Raw genomic sequence first — 15,361 nt, 5'->3', positions numbered from 1 at the left:
CGCGTCTTTGCCGCGCCGCCCACCCACCGGATGCTGACGCCCGACGAAACCGCCGCCCTGCTGCTGAGCCTGCGCGTCGCCGTGATCAGCGTGATCGTCTCGCTGCCGTTCGCGCTCGCGCTGGCCTGGCTGCTGTCGCGCACGCGCTTCCCGGGCCGGCTGCTGGTCGAGGGACTGCTGTTCCTGCCGCTGACGCTGCCGCCGGTGGTGACCGGCTATGCGCTGCTGGTGCTGTTCGGGCGCAACGGCGCGATCGGCGAGTGGCTGGCGGCGGCCGGCATCGTCTTCGCATTTCGCTGGACCGGCGCCGTGCTGGCGGCCGCGGTGATGGGCTTCCCGTTGCTGGTGCTGTCGATCCGCGTCGCCTTCGACGGTGTCGACCGGCGCCTGGAGCGTGCCGCCGAGACGCTCGGCGCCGGCGGCTGGCGCCGCTTCGTGACGATCGTGCTGCCGCTCTCCTCCGGCGGCATCCTGGCCGGCTGCGTGCTGGCGTTCGCCCGTGCCTTCGGCGAGTTCGGCGCCACGATCAGCTTCGTCTCGAACATCCCCGGCGAGACCCGCACGCTGCCGATCGCGATCTACGAACTGATGAACGTCCCCGGCGGCGAGGCCGGCGTGCAGCGGTTGACGGTGGTCGCGTTCGCCGTCGCGCTGGCGGCTACCGTGGTCGCGGCGCTGCTCGGCGGCGCGCTGTGGAGGCGCCGCGGCGATGATTGAGGTCGCGCTGCGCCACGCCTTCTCGGACCTGGCGATCGACGTCGCCTTCCGCGCGCCGGCCCGCGTGCTGGCCCTGTTCGGCGACTCCGGCGCCGGCAAGACCACCGTCCTCAACGCGATCGCCGGCCTGCTCGAACCGGCGGCCGGCCGCATCGTGCTCGACGGCCAGGTGCTGTTCGACCGTGCCGCCGGCCTCAGCGTGCCGGTGTCGCGCCGGCAGATCGGCTATGTGTTCCAGGACGGCCGGCTGTTCCCGCACATGAGCGTGCGCGCCAACCTGCTCTACGGCGCGCGGGCGCGCCACCGGTCCGGCACGGAGCTGGATCGCATCGTCGAGCTGCTCGACCTCGCCGCCCTGCTGGCGCGCGAACCGGCCCACCTGTCCGGCGGCGAGCGCCAGCGCGTCGCGATCGGCCGCGCCCTGCTGTCCGGCCCGCGCATCCTGCTGCTCGACGAACCGCTGACCGGACTGCACCGCGAAGCGCGCGACCAGGTGCTGGACCACCTGGTCCGGCTCAAGATCGAGCTGGGCATGGCGATGATCCTGGTCTCGCACCAGCCGGCCGAGGTCATCGCGCTGGCCGACGACGTCGTGCTGCTGCAGTCGGGCACGGTGGCCGACCACCTGCCGGTGGACGGCTTCGCGCGGCGACAGGTCCGGCGCTGACGTTCCGGCACGACGCGGCCCGGACGGCGGGCTTTGCGCTGCAGCTTTTCGCGACCGGCCGAACCGGCTACTCTTGCGCGATTCAAACGATCGTTCGAGGATTTCGATGAGCATTCGCAACTCGATCGTCGCGTTCGCCGCGATGCTCGCGCTCGCCGGCTGCGGCAGCGGCCCGGTCAAGCGCATCAATCCGCCGACCGCCAGCATCCAGCAGCTGGTCGTCGAGGACGACGGCACCTGGCGCGTCACCATGCGCATCCAGAACTTCAGCACGGTGCCGATGGTGTTCGGCCGCCTCGACGCGACCGTCTCGATCGACGGCACCGAAGTGGGCAAGCTCGCGATGCCGCTCGGCATCGACATCGTCGGCAACAGCGCCGAGGTGGCCGAGACGACGCTGCGCGTTTCGGCCAAGCTGCCGGCCGCCGGCTTCGCCTACCAGCTCACCGGCGACATCGACGTGTCCGATCCGAAGAAGACCTATCCGTTCGATCGCGCCAGCCGGCTCTCGCCGGTCCCCGGACTCAAGAACACCTGGCGCTGACGCGCGCCGGCCCCGTTACCGCAGGAACCGCCATGACCGTCTACGCCGCTCCGCTTGCCGACATCCGCTTCGCCCTGTTCGACGTGCTCGGCGCCGATGCGCTCTACCAGCGCCTGCCCGGCTTCGAGGCCGCCGGTCGCGACATCGTCGACGCCGTGCTGGATGAAGCCGCCCGATTCGCCGAGCAGGTGCTGGCGCCGATCAACCAGAGCGGCGACCAGGAAGGCTGCACGCTCGACAAGGCCAGCGCCAGCGTCACCACGCCCAAGGGCTTCAAGGAAGCGTTCCGCCAGTACGTCGAAGGCGGCTGGACCGGGCTGACGACGCCGGCCGTCTACGGCGGACAGGAGCTGCCCGAAGTGGTCGGCGCGATCGTCAAGGAGATGATCGACTCGGCCAACGTCTCCTGGGGCAACTTCCCGATGCTCTCGCACGGCGCGGTCGAGGCACTCAAGGCGCACGGCGAGGACTGGCAGCGCGATGCGTTCCTCAAGCCGATCACCGAGGGCCGCTGGACCGGCACGATGTGCCTGACCGAGCCGCACTGCGGCACCGACCTCGGCCTGCTCAAGACGCGTGCCGAGCCCCAGCCCGACGGCAGCTACCGCATCACCGGCACCAAGATCTTCATCACTGCCGGCGAGCACGACCTCGCCGACAACATCGTGCACCTGGTGCTGGCGCGCCTCCCGGATGCGCCGCCCGGCGTCAAGGGCATCTCGCTGTTCATCGTGCCGAAGTTCCGCGTCGGCCGCGACGGCGCGCAGGGCGAGCGCAACGCGCTGGCGGTCGGCTCGATCGAGCACAAGATGGGCATCAAGGCCTCGGTCACCTGTGTGATGAACTTCGACGGCGCCGACGGCTGGCTGATCGGCGCGCCGAACAAGGGCCTCAACGCGATGTTCACGATGATGAACACCGCGCGCCTCGCGGTCGGCGTGCAGGGCCTGGGCCTGATCGAGCGCGGCTACCAGAACGCGCTGCGCTACGCCCGCGAGCGCGTGCAGATGCGCGCGGCCACCGGTCCGCGCTATCCGGACAAGCCGGCCGACCCGCTGATCGTCCATCCGGACATCCGGCGCATGCTGCTGACGCAGAAGGCCTTCGCCGAAGGCGGCCGGCTGCTGGCGCTGTACGCCTACACGCGCCACGACATCTCGACCCATGGCACCGACGAGGACGAGCGGCGCCGCAACGAGGAGCTGGTCTCGTTCCTGACGCCGATCGTCAAGGGCCTGCTGACCGAGCTGGCGCAGGAAGCGACCTACGACGCGATCCAGGTGTTCGGCGGCCACGGCTACATCGCCGAGACCGGCGTCGAGCAGTACGCGCGCGATGCCCGCATCACGACGATCTACGAGGGCACCACGCAGATCCAGGCCAACGACCTGCTCGGCCGCAAGATCCTGCAGCTGCGCGGCGCCGGCCTCAAGCACTTCCTCGAGGAGATCGGCGGGTTCTGCCAGCAGCACGCCGGCGACGCCGCCCTGGCCGAGTTCATCGCCCCGCTGGCGATCGCCGCCAAGGAATGGAGCGAGCTCACGCTCGAGATCGGCCAGAAGGCGCAGGGCAATCCCGACGAAGTCGGCGCAGCCGCGGTGGACTACCTGTTCTATTCCGGCTACGTCGCGCTGGCCTATTTCTGGGCGCGCAGCGTCGCCGCCGCCAACGCCTCCGCGCAACCGGCCGATTTCAAGACCGCCAAGCTGCACACCGCGCGCTTCTACTTCGCCCGCCTCCTGCCGCGCACGAGCGCCCACCGGGCGGCCATCCGGTCCGGCGCCGACACGCTGATGGCACTGCCGGACGCCCTGTTCGGATAGCGGCGGGAACGGCGGCGATGGGCGAGCGCGCGCAGATCCACATCCGGCTCGCCGGTGCCGGCGACGATGCGTTCGTGCTCGACCTGGCGCGCCGCTTCGTCGCGTTCGAGCTGCCCGCCTGGCGCCGCGCCGGCGAGTGCCTGGCCGGCATCCGCCGCGACCTGGCCCGCCACCTGGCCGAGCAGCCGGCCGGCTCGCACCTGTTCGTCGCCGAGGACGACGACGGCGAGCGCGTCGGCTTCCTGCACCTGCAGCTGACCACCGACTACTTCACCGGTGCCACCAACTGCCACATATCCGACCTGGCGGTCGCGCCCGGCCACGACCGCCGCGGCATCGGCAGCGCCCTGCTCGCCGAAGCCGAGGCCTGGGCGCGCCAGCGCCATTGCCGGCACCTGACGCTGGCGGTCTTCCCCGGCAACCAGGCCGCCCGCGCGCTCTACGAGCAGCGCGGCTTCGGGACCGAGATGCTGCGCATGGCCAAGCCGCTGTAGCGGCCGGCCGCGGCCGGCGCGGCGTCGCTTCACGCAGCTACAATCGGCAGCGGCCGGGGGAGACGATGGACGATACGGGCGCGATCACGGTTCTGCTGCAGCGGTTGTCGGCCGGCGAGCCGGGCGCCGAGTCGGACCTGCTGCCCCTGGTCTACGACGAGCTGCGCCGGATCGCCGCGCGCCACCTGTCCGGCGAGCGCGCCGGCCACACGCTGACGCCGACGGCCCTGGTCCACGAGGCCTGGCTGCGCCTGTCGGGCGAGGCCTCCTTCGCGCCCGAGGATCGCCGCCAGTTCTTCGCGATCGCTGCGCGGCGCATGCGCCAGGTGCTGGTCGACCACGCGCGCCGGCGCGATGCGGCCAAGCGCGGCGGGGGCCAGCGCGAGGACGTCACGCTGTCGGGGCTGGCCGACGGCAGCGGCGACCGCATCGACATCCTCGCGCTCGACCAGGCCCTGCGCACGCTGGAGGCCACCGACGCGCGCAAGGCGCGCGTGGTCGAGCTGCGCTACTTCGCCGGTATCGAGATGACCGACATCGCCGACCTGCTCGGCATTTCGCGAGCCACCGCGCAGCGCGACTGGGAGGTGGCGCGGGCGTTCCTGTTCCAGGCCCTCACATGACGGACCCGCGGACGCTGGCCCTGCTGGAGGCGGCGCTGGAGCGGCCCCCGGCGGAGCGCGACGCGTTCGTCCAGGCCGCTGCCGGCGGCGAACCTGCGCTCCTGGAACAGGCGCGTGCCCTGCTGGCCGCCCATGCGGCGAGCGCAGGCTTCCTGGAACCGCCGGTCTTCAAGGCACCGGTGGAACTCGGCCCGTACCGGCTGCTCGACCGCATCGGCAGCGGCGGCATGGGCCAGGTGTTTCTTGCCGAGCGGCGCGACGGCTACCAGCAGCGCGTCGCGATCAAGCTGCTCGCCGGCCTGTCGGCCGATCCCGAGACGATCCACCGCGCCGAGGCGGAGCGCCAGTTCCTGGCCTGGATCGAGCACCCCAACATCGCGCGCGTGCTCGACGGAGGGACCACCGCCGACGGACGCCCCTACGTGGTGATGGAGTACGTCGACGGCCTGCGCATCGATGCCTGGTGTCGCCAGCGCGACCTCGACGTGCAGGCGCGCGTGCGCGTGTTCCTGCAGGTGCTCGCCGCCGTCGACGCGGCGCACCGCGCGCTGATCATCCACCGCGACATCAAGCCCGGCAACGTGCTGGTCACCGGCGAGGGCCAGGTCAAGCTGCTCGACTTCGGCATCGCCAAGTCGCTCGACGGCCGCCTCGGCGGCGACGCGACCCGCACCGGCCTGATGCCGATGACGCCCGGCTACGCCAGCCCCGAGCAGCTCGCCGGGCAACCCCTGACCACCGCCTGCGACGTCTACGCGCTCGGCCTGCTGCTGTACGAGCTGCTGACCGGCGTGCAGGCGCAGGTGGCCGAAGGCCGTTCGCTGCTGGAGCTGGCGCAGTGGACGGCCACGCACACCCCGGCGCGGCCGAGCAGCCGCATCGACGGCACCGCGCTGGCGCTGCCGGCACGCGGCGCCGGCGAATGGCAGCGCACGCTGCGCGGCGACCTCGATCGCGTCGTGCTGAAGGCCCTGCAGCCGGAGCCGGGGCAGCGCTATCCCTCGGCGCAGGCGTTCGCCGACGACCTGCAGCGCTGGCTCGACAAGCGCCCGGTGCAGGCACGCGCCGGCGGCGCCTGGTACCGCACCGGCAAGCTGCTGCGGCGGCATTGGCTGCCGGCCACGGCGCTGCTCCTGGCCGTGCTGGCGCTGGCGGCCGGCTTGGCGGTGGCGCTCGACCAGGCCGGCCGCGCGCGTGCCGAAGCCGAACGCGCGCGGCGCGCCAACGCCTTCCTGACCGGCATGATCGCGCGCGCCGACCCCTACCTGCACGGCCGCCCGCCGCTGCTGGTGGACGCGCTCGACCGCGCGGTCGAGGACATTCCGCGCGAGCTCGCCGACCAGCCGGAACTGGAAGGCGACATCCGCCAGGCGCTCGGCCAGGCGTACCTGTCGCTCGAACGCGCCGACGCGGCGCGCGCGCAGCTCGAACGCGCCGCGGCGCTACGCGCCGGCGACGGCGGCGACGCGCTGGCCGAGACGCTCAAGACCCAGGCGATGCTCGAATGGAACGCTGGCGACACCGGCCGTGCCGAAAGCCTGCTGCAGCAGGCGCTGGCCGCCTGCTCGCGCGATGCGGCCGGTGACCGCCAGCGCGCCCATGTGCTCAGCGACTACGCCGCCCTGCTCGGCGACCTCGGCCGCTGGGAGGAGGCCCATCGCAGGGCCGAGGACTCGCTCGCGCTGCAGACGCGCGTGCCCGGGCCGGATGCGGCGCGCGACCGGGCCGTCACTCTCAGCAACCTCGCCTCGGCCGAGTACGGCCTGGGCCGCTACGAGGCGGCCGGCGCGAACTACGCGCGCGTACTGGACCTGCTCGAGACGATCGACCCGCTGCCCGAGCTCGACATCTCGATCAACCTCAACAACCAGGCCCTGCTGCTCGACCGCCTGGGCCGGACCGCCGACGCGCTGCCGCTGCAGGAGCGCTCGATCGCGCTCAAGCGCAGCGTGATGGGGCACGACTATCCGCGCCTGGCACTGCCGCTGTCGCACCTGGCCGGCTACTACGCCGCATTGGGCCGGCACGCCGAGGCGGCCGAGGCGATCGACGAGGCGCTGCGCCTGGCACCGACGCTGTACGAGGCCGACGACGTCAGGCTCGGCGACCTCCATGCGGTCGCGGCACGGGTCGCGCTGCAGCGCGAGGACACCGCGGCGGCGATCGACGAGGCCAACCGGGCGCTGGCGGTCTACGTCAAGGCCGGGGCGGCGAACCCGGACGACCGCGCCGCGCTGACCGCGCTGATCGCCGACGCACGGGCGCGCCAGGGTGCTGCCGCCCGGTAGGCACGGCGCGAACGGCCCGCCCGGCCGGAAATCCCGCCGCGGCATGCGACACCGCCGCGCGCTGCTGCGCCTTGGAGGGCAAGTTCCCGCCAGGTCGATTCCGATGCCGATCCATCGCCTCGCCCGTTTCATCGCCGTGCTCGCCGCCTGCGCCGCCGCGCCGCTGGCCGCCCAGGTCCCCGCCGACGAACGCGCCGCCCTGCTCGACCTCTATGCCGCGACCGGCGGCAGCGGCTGGACCGACTCGACCGGCTGGAACGGTCCGCCCGGTGGCGAATGCGCCTGGTTCGGCATCACCTGCCTCAATGACCGCGTGATGGTGCTGTCGTTGTCGAACAACCACCTGGTCGGCACGCTGCCGGCCTCGCTCGGTAATCTCACGCGCGTACAGACGGTGCTGCTCGGCAGCAACCAGCTGAGCGGCCCGCTGCCGCCGCTGGCATCGATGACCCAGCTGGCCGCGTTCTACGCCAACCGCAACCAGCTCAGCGGGCCGCTGCCGAGCCTGACCGGCCTTTCGTCCCTGAACTGGCTCGACGTGCGCGAGAACCGGCTCGAAGGACCGTTGCCGAGCCTGGCCGGGCTGAACGCGCTGACCACGCTGCGCGCCTCGGACAACCTGATCGACGGGCCGCTGCCGGTCCTTTCCGGCCTGCCGCGCCTGAACCTGCTGGAACTCTCGCGCAACCGGCTCAGCGGGACCGTTCCGCCGCTGACCGCGCTGCCCCAGCTCGCCAACCTGCTGCTCGACGACAACGCGCTGAGCGGGCCGATCCCGGACCTGTCCGAGCTGACCCGCCTGCGCGTGCTCACGCTCAGCTACAACCAGCTCAGCGGGCCGCTGCCGGTGCTGGACGGGCTGCCGATCGGCCACTTCTCGGCGGTCGGCAACCAGTTGAGCGGCACGATCCCGCCGCTGGCCGGAGCGACGGACCTGACCGAGTACAGCGTCTCGGACAACCGGCTGACCGGTGCGCTACCGGCCCTGGCCGACGCGGCGAAGCTCGACAGCTTCCGCGCCGCCGGCAACCGGCTGACCGGCAGCGTACCGCCGGTCGGCGCCGCCCTGCGCCGCCTGCGCATCGAGGACAACCGGTTGAGCGGCAGCGTGCCCGAGCCACCGCCCGGCAGCATCCTGGTCGCCGACGGATCCGCGCTGTGCCCCAACCCGCTGGCAGCGACGCCGAGTGCCGCCTGGGATGCCGCGACCGGCACCACGCCGTGGCACCGGGACTGCAATGACCGCCTCTTCGTCGACGGCTTCGAGCCGTGAGCGGGCCGGGCGCCGCACCGGATCGCACCGCAGCCGGCAGGCGCGTCCGCGATGCAAGGGCGTGTATCCATCGATCCCCGGCCGGGCCGCACCGCTCCTGCGCGCGCCCCGGGGATGAAGGCGAAGCCTAGTGCGCCAGCGCGAACCGCGGTGGCGACGGCGGGCGCCGCTCGTCGCGCGACTCGATGAAGTCGGCGACGAAGGCGGTCGCCGGCCGCCGCACGATCGCCTCCGGCGTATCGACCTGCTCGATGCGCCCGGCATTCATGACGACCACGCGATCGGCCAGTTCCAGCGCCTCGTCCTGGTCGTGCGTCACGAAGACCGTGGTGTAGCCGAGCTCGCGGTGCAGCGCACGCAGCCACACGCGCAGCTCCTTGCGGACCTTGGCGTCGAGCGCGCCGAACGGTTCGTCGAGCAACAGCACGCGCGGCTCGATCGCCAGCGCGCGCGCCAGCGCGACACGCTGGCGCTGGCCGCCGGACAGCTGATTGGGATAGCGCGCCTCCAGGCCGCCGAGCTGGACCAGGGCCAGCAGCTCGCTGCCGCGCGCGCGGATTGCCGCGCGTGGCGGGCGCTCCGCGCGCGGCCGCATGCGCAGGCCGAAGGTGACGTTGTCGAGCACGTTCATGTGCTTGAACAACGCGTAGTGCTGGAACACGAAGCCGACGCGGCGCTCCTGCACCGACAGGCGCGTCGCGTCGATCTCGCCGAAGGCGATGCTGCCCTGGTCGATGCCCTCCAGGCCGGCGATCGCGCGCAGCAGCGTGGTCTTGCCGGAGCCGGACGGTCCCAGCAAGGCGAGCAGCTCGCCCGAGGCGATGTCCAGGTCGACCGCCTCCAGCGCGCTCACCGCGCCGTAATGCTTGCCGACGTTGCGTATCGTGATCTTCACCGGTCATGCGCCTTTGCAGGAATCGATCGACCGCAGAACGATTGTTCCGCCTGCGGCGTTAACAGGATGCAAAACATCGGCGGGCTCACCTGCCCCGCAACGCCGCCAGCTCGTCGCCGTGGCGCCATTCGAGCAGGCTCTTGAGCCCCAGCGTGACCAGGGCCAGCAGCGCCAGCAGCGATGCCACCGCGAACGCCGCGGCGAACTGGTAGTCGTTGTAGAGCACTTCCACGTGCAGCGGCATCGTGTTGGTCAGCCCGCGGATGTGGCCGCTGACCACCGAGACCGCGCCGAACTCGCCCATCGCACGCGCATTGCACAGCAGCACGCCGTAGAGCAGGCCCCAGCGCACGTTCGGCAGGGTGACGTGCCAGAACACCTTCCAGCCGCCGGCGCCGAGCGTGAGCGCGGCCTGCTCCTCGCTGCTGCCCTGCGCCTCCATCAGCGGGATCAGCTCGCGCGCGATGAACGGGAACGTCACGAAGATCGTCGCCAGCACGATGCCCGGCAGGGCGAACACGATCTTGACGTCGTGCTCGATCAGCCACGCGCCGAACCAGCCGTGCGCACCGAACAGCAGGATGAACACCATGCCGGCGATGACCGGCGACACCGAGAACGGCAGGTCGATCAGCGTCGTCAGCAGGTTCTTGCCGCGAAACTCGAACTTGGCGATCGCCCAGGCCGCGGCCACGCCGAAGACCGCGTTCAGCGGTACCGCGATCGCCGCCGCGATCAGGGTCAGGCGGATCGCCGCCAGCGCGTCGCTCTCGGTGATCGCCGCGAAGTAGGCCTTGACGCCGCCGGCGAACGCCTGCGCGAACATCAACGCCAGCGGCAGCAGCAGGAACAGCGCGAGGAACGCCACGGTCAGCACGATCAGCAGCCCGCGCACGACGGCCGGCTCGCCGGTCGCCGTGCGCGCGCGGCGGCGCGTGGCGCTCACCGGGGCGCTCCGGCCGTCACTTGCGGACCTCGGCGATGATCCGGTCGAAATGCGCGCCACTGGCGAAATGCGCCGCCTGCGCGGCCGGCCAGCCGCCGAAGGCCTCTTCGACGGTGAAGGTCGCGATCGGCGGGAAGGCCGCCGCATGCGCGGCCGCCACCTCGGCGTCCACCGGACGCAGCCCGTGCTTGGCGAAGACCGCCTGCGCCGCCTTGCCGTAGTGGAAGGCCAGGTAGGCCTTGGCCAGCGCCGTCGTGCCCTTGCGCGCGGTGTTCTTCTCGACCACGGCGACCGGATTGTCCGCGCGCACGCTCAGCGACGGATAGACGATCTCGAAGCGGTCGGCCCCGAACGTGGCGAGGATCACCTTGGCCTCGCTCTCGAACGTCAGCAGCGCGTCGCCGATTCCGCGGTGGGCGAAGGTCGTGGTCGCGTCGCGGCCGCCGATGTCGAGCACCGGCACGTTGGCGAAGAACCGCTTCTCGAAGTCGATCGCCGATGCCTCCGTGGCGCCGGGCTGGCTGCGCGCGTAGTGCCAGGCCGCCAGGTAGCTGTAGCGGCCGTTGCCGGAGGTCTTGGGGTTCGGAAGCACCGCCTTGACGTCGCCGCGGACCAGGTCCGGCCAGTCGGCGACCTGCTTGGGATTGCCCTTGCGCACGACGAAGACGATCGCCGACCAGGACGGGCTGCTGCGCTCGGGGAACGCCGCCGCCCAGGTCTTGGGCAGCAGGCCGGTATCGGCGAGCACGTCGATGTCGAGCGGGCTGTTCATCGTCACGACGTCCGCCGCCAGGCCGTCGATCACCGCGCGCGCCTGCTTGCTGGAGCCGCCGTGCGACTGGTCGATGTCCACGGTCTCGCCGTGGGTCTGCTTCCAGTGCGTGACGAACAGCGGATTGAGCTCCTGGTAGAGCCCGCGGGCGACGTCGTAGCTGACGTTCAGCAGGCCGGCGGCGGTAGCGGGGCCGGCGGCCAGCACGGCCATCAGCGAAAACAGCAAGCGTTTCATCGTGGAGTCCTTGGGTTTCGTCAGGCGCCGCGGCTGCGGCTCCAGTGTTGCAACAGGTTGATCGCCAGCAGGACCAGGAACGACAGCCCGAGCATCGCCGCGGCGATCACCGTGGCGCCGGCGTAGTCGAACTCCTCCAGGCGGATCATGATCAGCAGCGGCGCGATCTCCGAGATGCCCGGCAGGTTGCCGGCGATGAAGATGATCGAGCCGTATTCACCCACCGCGCGCGCGAACGCCAGCGCGGTACCGGTCAGCAGCGCCGGCAGTGCGGCCGGCACCACGATCCGCGTGATCGTCTGCCAGCGCGTGGCGCCGAGGGTCGCGGCGGCTTCCTCCAGTTGCTTCTCGGCCTCCTCCAGCACCGGCTCGAGCGTGCGCACGACGAACGGCAGGCCGACGAAGGTCATCGCCAGCACCACGCCGAGCGGCGTGTAGGCGACCTGGACGCCGATCGCCGCCAGCGGCTTTCCGATCCAGCCGTTGGCTGCGTACAGCGAGGTCAGCGCGATGCCGGCCACGGCCGTCGGCAGCGCAAACGGCAGGTCGACCATCGCCTGGAACAGGCGCTTGCCGGGGAAGCTGTAGCGCACGAAGGTCCAGGCGATCAGCGCGCCGAACACCGCATTGATCGCAGCCGCGGCCAGCGCGCCGCCGAAGCTCAGCCACAGCGCGTGGCCCACGCGCGGCGAATCGAGCACGGCGAGGATGCCGGACCAGCCCAGGCCGGCCGCGCGCAGCAGCAGCGCGGCGAGCGGCAGCAGCACGATCAGCGACAGGTAGGCCAGCGTGAAGCCGAGCGTGAGGCCGAAGCCCGGCAGCACCGAGCGGTGCCGGCGCACGATCGGGGACGGCAGAACGGCGCTGGCGCTCATCGTGGCTCTCCTGCTCCGGCGGCCGGGGTTACGGCGCGGCGTAGATCTGGTCGAAGATGCCGCCGTCGCCGAAGAACTTCGCCTGCGCGACCTTCCAGCCGCCGAAGGCCTGGATCGTCACCAGGTCCAGCTTCGGGAACTGGTCCTGGTAGCGCGCGGCGACACCGGGATCCAGCGGCCGGTAGTGGTTGCGGGCGATGATCTCCTGCGCCTCGGGCGTGTAGAGGTAGCGCAGGTAGGCCTCGGCCAGCGCCTCGGTGCCGTGCTTCTTCGCATAGGTGTCCACCACCGCGACCGGCGGCTGGGCCAGGATCGACGAGGGCGGCACGACGATGTCGAACTTGTCGGCACCGAACTCCTTGAGGACCAGGTGCGCCTCGTTCTCCCAGGCGATCAGCACGTCGCCGAGGCCGCGCTGGGCGAAGGTGACGGTGGAGCCGCGGGCGCCGGTGTCGAGCACCGGCACGTTCTTGAACAAGGCACCGAGGAACGCCTTGGCCTTCGCCTCGTCGCCGCCCTCGCGCTTGAGCGCGAAGGCGTAGGCGGCCAGCACGTTCCAGCGCGCGCCCGCCGAGGTCTTCGGATTCGGCGTGATGACCGCGACGCCGGGCTTGACCAGGTCGTCCCAGTCGCGCACCGCCTTGGGGTTGCCCTTGCGCACCAGCAGCACGATCGTCGAGACGTACGGCGTGCTGTCGCCGGGCAGGCGCGCCTGCCAGTCGGCCGGCAGCAGGCCGCCCTTCTCGTGCAGGGCGTCGATGTCCGAGGCGATGCCCAGCGTGGCGACGTCGGCCTCCAGGCCGTCGAGGATCGCGCGCGCCTGCTTGGACGAGCCGCCGTGCGACTGCTTGATCGTCACGGTGTCGCCGGTCTTCTCCTTCCAGTACGCGGCGAACTGCGCGTTGATCTGCTGGTAGAGCTCGCGCGTGGGATCGTAGGAGACGTTGAACAGGGCGACGTCGGCGGCGTTCGCGGCGCCGATCGAAAGCAGGAACGCAAGGCCCAGGGTCAGGCGTTTCATCGGCAGGCTCCGCAGGGATCGTCGAACTAGCCTATGCAATCGACCCCGCCGCGTCCAACCTGCCGCCAGCATAACCATATGGCCGTCCAGATGGCCGTCTCCCACCGAAGCGGGCCCGCGCGCGGCCTCAGGGATCGAGCTGGAAGTCGTCGGCGTCCATCCAGGCCGGGAAACGCTGCCGGTGCGCCGCCAGCGCGGCCGGATCCAGCGTGACCGTGACGACCTGCTCCTGCGCGCCCAGGTCGACCAGCGGCTGGCCGAGGAAATCCAGTACGGCGCTGTCGCCGGCATAGGCCAGCGCGTTGCCGTCGGTACCGACCCGGTTGACGCCGGCGCAGTACGCCAGGTTCTCGATCGCGCGCGCGCGCAGCAGGGTGCGCCAGGCGTGGCGGCGCGGACTGGGCCAGTTGGCGACGAAGATCAGCAGGTCGTAGTCGAAGCGCCCGGCAGCGCGGTCGTAGCGGTTGCGCAGCCAGACCGGGAAGCGCAGGTCGTAGCAGACCTGCGGGCAGATGCGCCAGCCGTTCAGCTCGACCACCAGGCGCTCGCGTCCGCTGCCGTAGCGCTCGTGCTCGCCGGCCATCCTGAACAGGTGCCGCTTGTCGTACAACGCATGGCTGCCGTCCGGCCGCATCCAGACCAGGCGGTTGACGCAGGTATCGCCGTGACGGACGACCAGGCTGCCGGTGACGACAGCGCCGGCATCGGCAGCCGCCGCCCGCAGCCAGCGCAGGCCTTCGCCGTCCATGGTCTCGGCGTTGACCAGGGCTTCGTTGGTGAAGCCGCTCAGGAAGGTCTCGGGCAGCACGATCAGGTCGCCCTGCCCCTTCAGCGCCGCGATCCGCGCGCCGTAGTAGGCGCGGTTGGCGGCCGGGTCGTGCCAGCGCGTGTCGCCCTGGACCAGTGATACGCGCAGCGGCGGCAGGCTCATGGTCACAGCCTCTGCAGCCGCTCGGCGGCCTGCTCGAGCACGCCGTCGGTCTTGGCGAAGCAGAAGCGGATCAGGCGCGCGTCGCGCGGCGGCGTCTCGTAGAACGCCGAGACCGGGATCGCCGCGACGCCGGCCTCGCGGACCAGCCACTGGCTGAACTCGATGTCGCCGCGATCGCTCAGCGCCGAATAGTCCACGACCTGGAAATAGGCGCCGGCGACCGGCAGCAGGCGGAACTTCGACCCCGCCAGCAGCGCGCGGAAACGGTCGCGCTTGGCCTGGTAGAACGCCGGCAGGTCCAGGTAGTGCGAGGGCAGGTGCTCGAGCACATCGGCCAGCGCCCACTGCGCCGGCGAGAACGTGCAGAACGTCAGGTACTGGTGCACCTTGCGGAACTCTGCGCTCAGCGCCGGCGGCGCGATGCAGTAGCCGACCTTCCAGCCGGTGCAGTGGTAGGTCTTGCCGAACGAGGACACGACGAAGCTGCGCGCGGCCAGCTCCGGATGGCGCAGGACGCTCTGGTGGGCGGCGCCGTCGAAGACGATGTGCTCGTAGACCTCGTCGGACAGCACGAAGATGCCGGTGTCGCGCGTCAGCTCGGCCAACGCGTCCAGGTCGGCCGCGGAGAACACGGCGCCACAGGGATTGTGCGGCGTGTTGACGATGATCATGCGCGTGGCCGGCGTGATCGCATCCCTCACGCGCTGCCAGTCCACCGCAAAATCCGCGGCGAGGTTCAGCGGCACGTGCACGGCGCGTGCGCCGTTGAGCTCGATCGCCGGCTCGTAGCTGTCGTAGCACGGGTCGAGCACGATCACCTCGTCGCCGCCGCGTACCACCGCGGCGATCGCCGCGAACAGGGCCTCGGTGGCGCCCGAGGTCACCGTCACGTCCGTGTCGGCGTCGACGGCGTGGCCGTACAGCGCCTGCGTCTTGCGCGCGATCTGCTGGCGCAATGCCGGGATTCCGGTCATCGGCGCGTACTGGTTCCTGCCGGCATTCATCGCCGCCGCCAGCGCGTCGCGCAGCGCCTGCGGGCCGTCGAAGTCGGGAAAGCCCTGCCCGAGGTTGACCGCCTGGTGCTCGGCCGCGAGCTGGCTCATCACGGTGAAAATCGTCGTGCCGACCTTCGGCAGCTTGGTCTGAATCTGCATCGTTCCTCGCCTGCGTCTTCGCGCGCTGCGGGCGCGCACCATTTGGATGGCCAAACGCCGCGATGGTAGCACGCGCCGGCAGCCGGCCCGGTGACGCCCGG

At 71.5% G+C, this 15,361-nt stretch carries 14 protein-coding genes and 1 pseudogene; 8 read left to right on the top strand and 7 right to left on the bottom strand.

The genetic code is table 11. The features are described from left to right. The first annotated feature begins 30 nt into the window (after positions 1–30). The 8 genes from modB (at position 31) to I596_RS06805 (ending at position 8,429) form a co-directional block, all read left to right on the top strand. Positions 31–717: a molybdate ABC transporter permease subunit gene (gene modB, locus I596_RS06840; protein ID WP_067645774.1), complete on the top strand. Its 687-nt coding sequence runs from the start codon at positions 31–33 to the stop codon at positions 715–717. Next, positions 710–1,384: an ATP-binding cassette domain-containing protein gene (locus I596_RS06835; protein ID WP_067645772.1), complete on the top strand. Its 675-nt coding sequence runs from the start codon at positions 710–712 to the stop codon at positions 1,382–1,384. The genes modB and I596_RS06835 overlap by 8 nt, the downstream gene beginning before the upstream one ends. A 106-nt stretch (positions 1,385–1,490) precedes the next feature. Further along, positions 1,491–1,928 carry an LEA/WHy family protein gene (locus I596_RS06830; RefSeq protein WP_067645770.1) on the top strand — a complete coding sequence of 146 codons (438 nt, stop codon included), beginning with the start codon at positions 1,491–1,493 and terminating at the stop codon, positions 1,926–1,928. A 32-nt stretch (positions 1,929–1,960) separates the two neighbouring features. After that, entirely contained in the window at positions 1,961–3,751 is a 1,791-nt protein-coding gene (locus tag I596_RS06825) for an acyl-CoA dehydrogenase C-terminal domain-containing protein (RefSeq protein ID WP_067645768.1), read from the top strand. 17 nt (positions 3,752–3,768) lie between these two features. After that, positions 3,769–4,245, top strand: coding sequence for a GNAT family N-acetyltransferase (locus tag I596_RS06820; RefSeq protein WP_067645766.1), 477 nt, complete (start codon positions 3,769–3,771; stop codon positions 4,243–4,245). A gap of 65 nt (positions 4,246–4,310) precedes the next feature. Next, complete coding sequence (locus tag I596_RS06815; RefSeq protein ID WP_067645764.1) at positions 4,311–4,868, top strand: ECF-type sigma factor; 558 nt, start codon at positions 4,311–4,313, stop codon at positions 4,866–4,868. After that, the gene (locus I596_RS06810) at positions 4,865–7,156 is read left to right on the top strand and encodes a serine/threonine-protein kinase (RefSeq protein WP_067645762.1); all 2,292 of its coding nucleotides are present in this window, start codon (positions 4,865–4,867) and stop codon (positions 7,154–7,156) included. The genes I596_RS06815 and I596_RS06810 overlap by 4 nt, the downstream gene beginning before the upstream one ends. 103 nt (positions 7,157–7,259) lie before the next feature. Continuing rightward, a complete protein-coding gene (locus I596_RS06805; RefSeq protein ID WP_067645760.1) occupies positions 7,260–8,429 on the top strand; it encodes a leucine-rich repeat domain-containing protein in 1,170 nt (389 codons plus the stop codon). A gap of 184 nt (positions 8,430–8,613) precedes the next feature. Here I596_RS06805 and I596_RS06800 read toward each other — a convergent pair. From I596_RS06800 to I596_RS06770, 7 genes and pseudogenes are all read right to left on the bottom strand, one after another. After that, positions 8,614–9,324, bottom strand: a pseudogene (locus I596_RS06800) (sulfate/molybdate ABC transporter ATP-binding protein); the annotation flags it as partial. A gap of 85 nt (positions 9,325–9,409) precedes the next feature. After that, complete coding sequence (gene cysW / locus I596_RS06795; RefSeq protein ID WP_067645758.1) at positions 9,410–10,270, bottom strand: sulfate ABC transporter permease subunit CysW; 861 nt, start codon at positions 10,268–10,270, stop codon at positions 9,410–9,412. 16 nt (positions 10,271–10,286) lie between these two features. Beyond that, a complete protein-coding gene (locus I596_RS06790) occupies positions 10,287–11,279 on the bottom strand; it encodes a sulfate ABC transporter substrate-binding protein (protein ID WP_067645756.1) in 993 nt (330 codons plus the stop codon). Between the two features lie 20 nt (positions 11,280–11,299). Next, entirely contained in the window at positions 11,300–12,154 is an 855-nt protein-coding gene (gene cysT / locus I596_RS06785; protein ID WP_067645754.1) for a sulfate ABC transporter permease subunit CysT, read from the bottom strand. Positions 12,155–12,182: 28 nt separating this feature from the next. Continuing rightward, positions 12,183–13,175 carry a sulfate ABC transporter substrate-binding protein gene (locus I596_RS06780; protein WP_190279006.1) on the bottom strand — a complete coding sequence of 331 codons (993 nt, stop codon included), beginning with the start codon at positions 13,173–13,175 and terminating at the stop codon, positions 12,183–12,185. A gap of 127 nt (positions 13,176–13,302) precedes the next feature. Then, positions 13,303–14,106, bottom strand: a complete 804-nt coding sequence (locus I596_RS06775; protein ID WP_067645751.1) for an amidohydrolase — start codon at positions 14,104–14,106, stop codon at positions 13,303–13,305. A 2-nt stretch (positions 14,107–14,108) separates the two neighbouring features. Next, on the bottom strand, positions 14,109–15,260 hold the full coding sequence (locus I596_RS06770; RefSeq protein WP_067645749.1) for a pyridoxal phosphate-dependent aminotransferase: 1,152 nt from the start codon (positions 15,258–15,260) through the stop codon (positions 14,109–14,111). Between the last annotated feature and the right edge of the window lie 101 nt (positions 15,261–15,361).

The sequence above is a fragment of the Dokdonella koreensis DS-123 genome (genome assembly GCF_001632775.1).
In the GTDB taxonomy this organism is placed as follows: domain Bacteria; phylum Pseudomonadota; class Gammaproteobacteria; order Xanthomonadales; family Rhodanobacteraceae; genus Dokdonella; species Dokdonella koreensis.
Note: the sequence above shows the minus strand (reverse complement) of the source record. Positions and strands in the feature narration are given on the sequence as shown.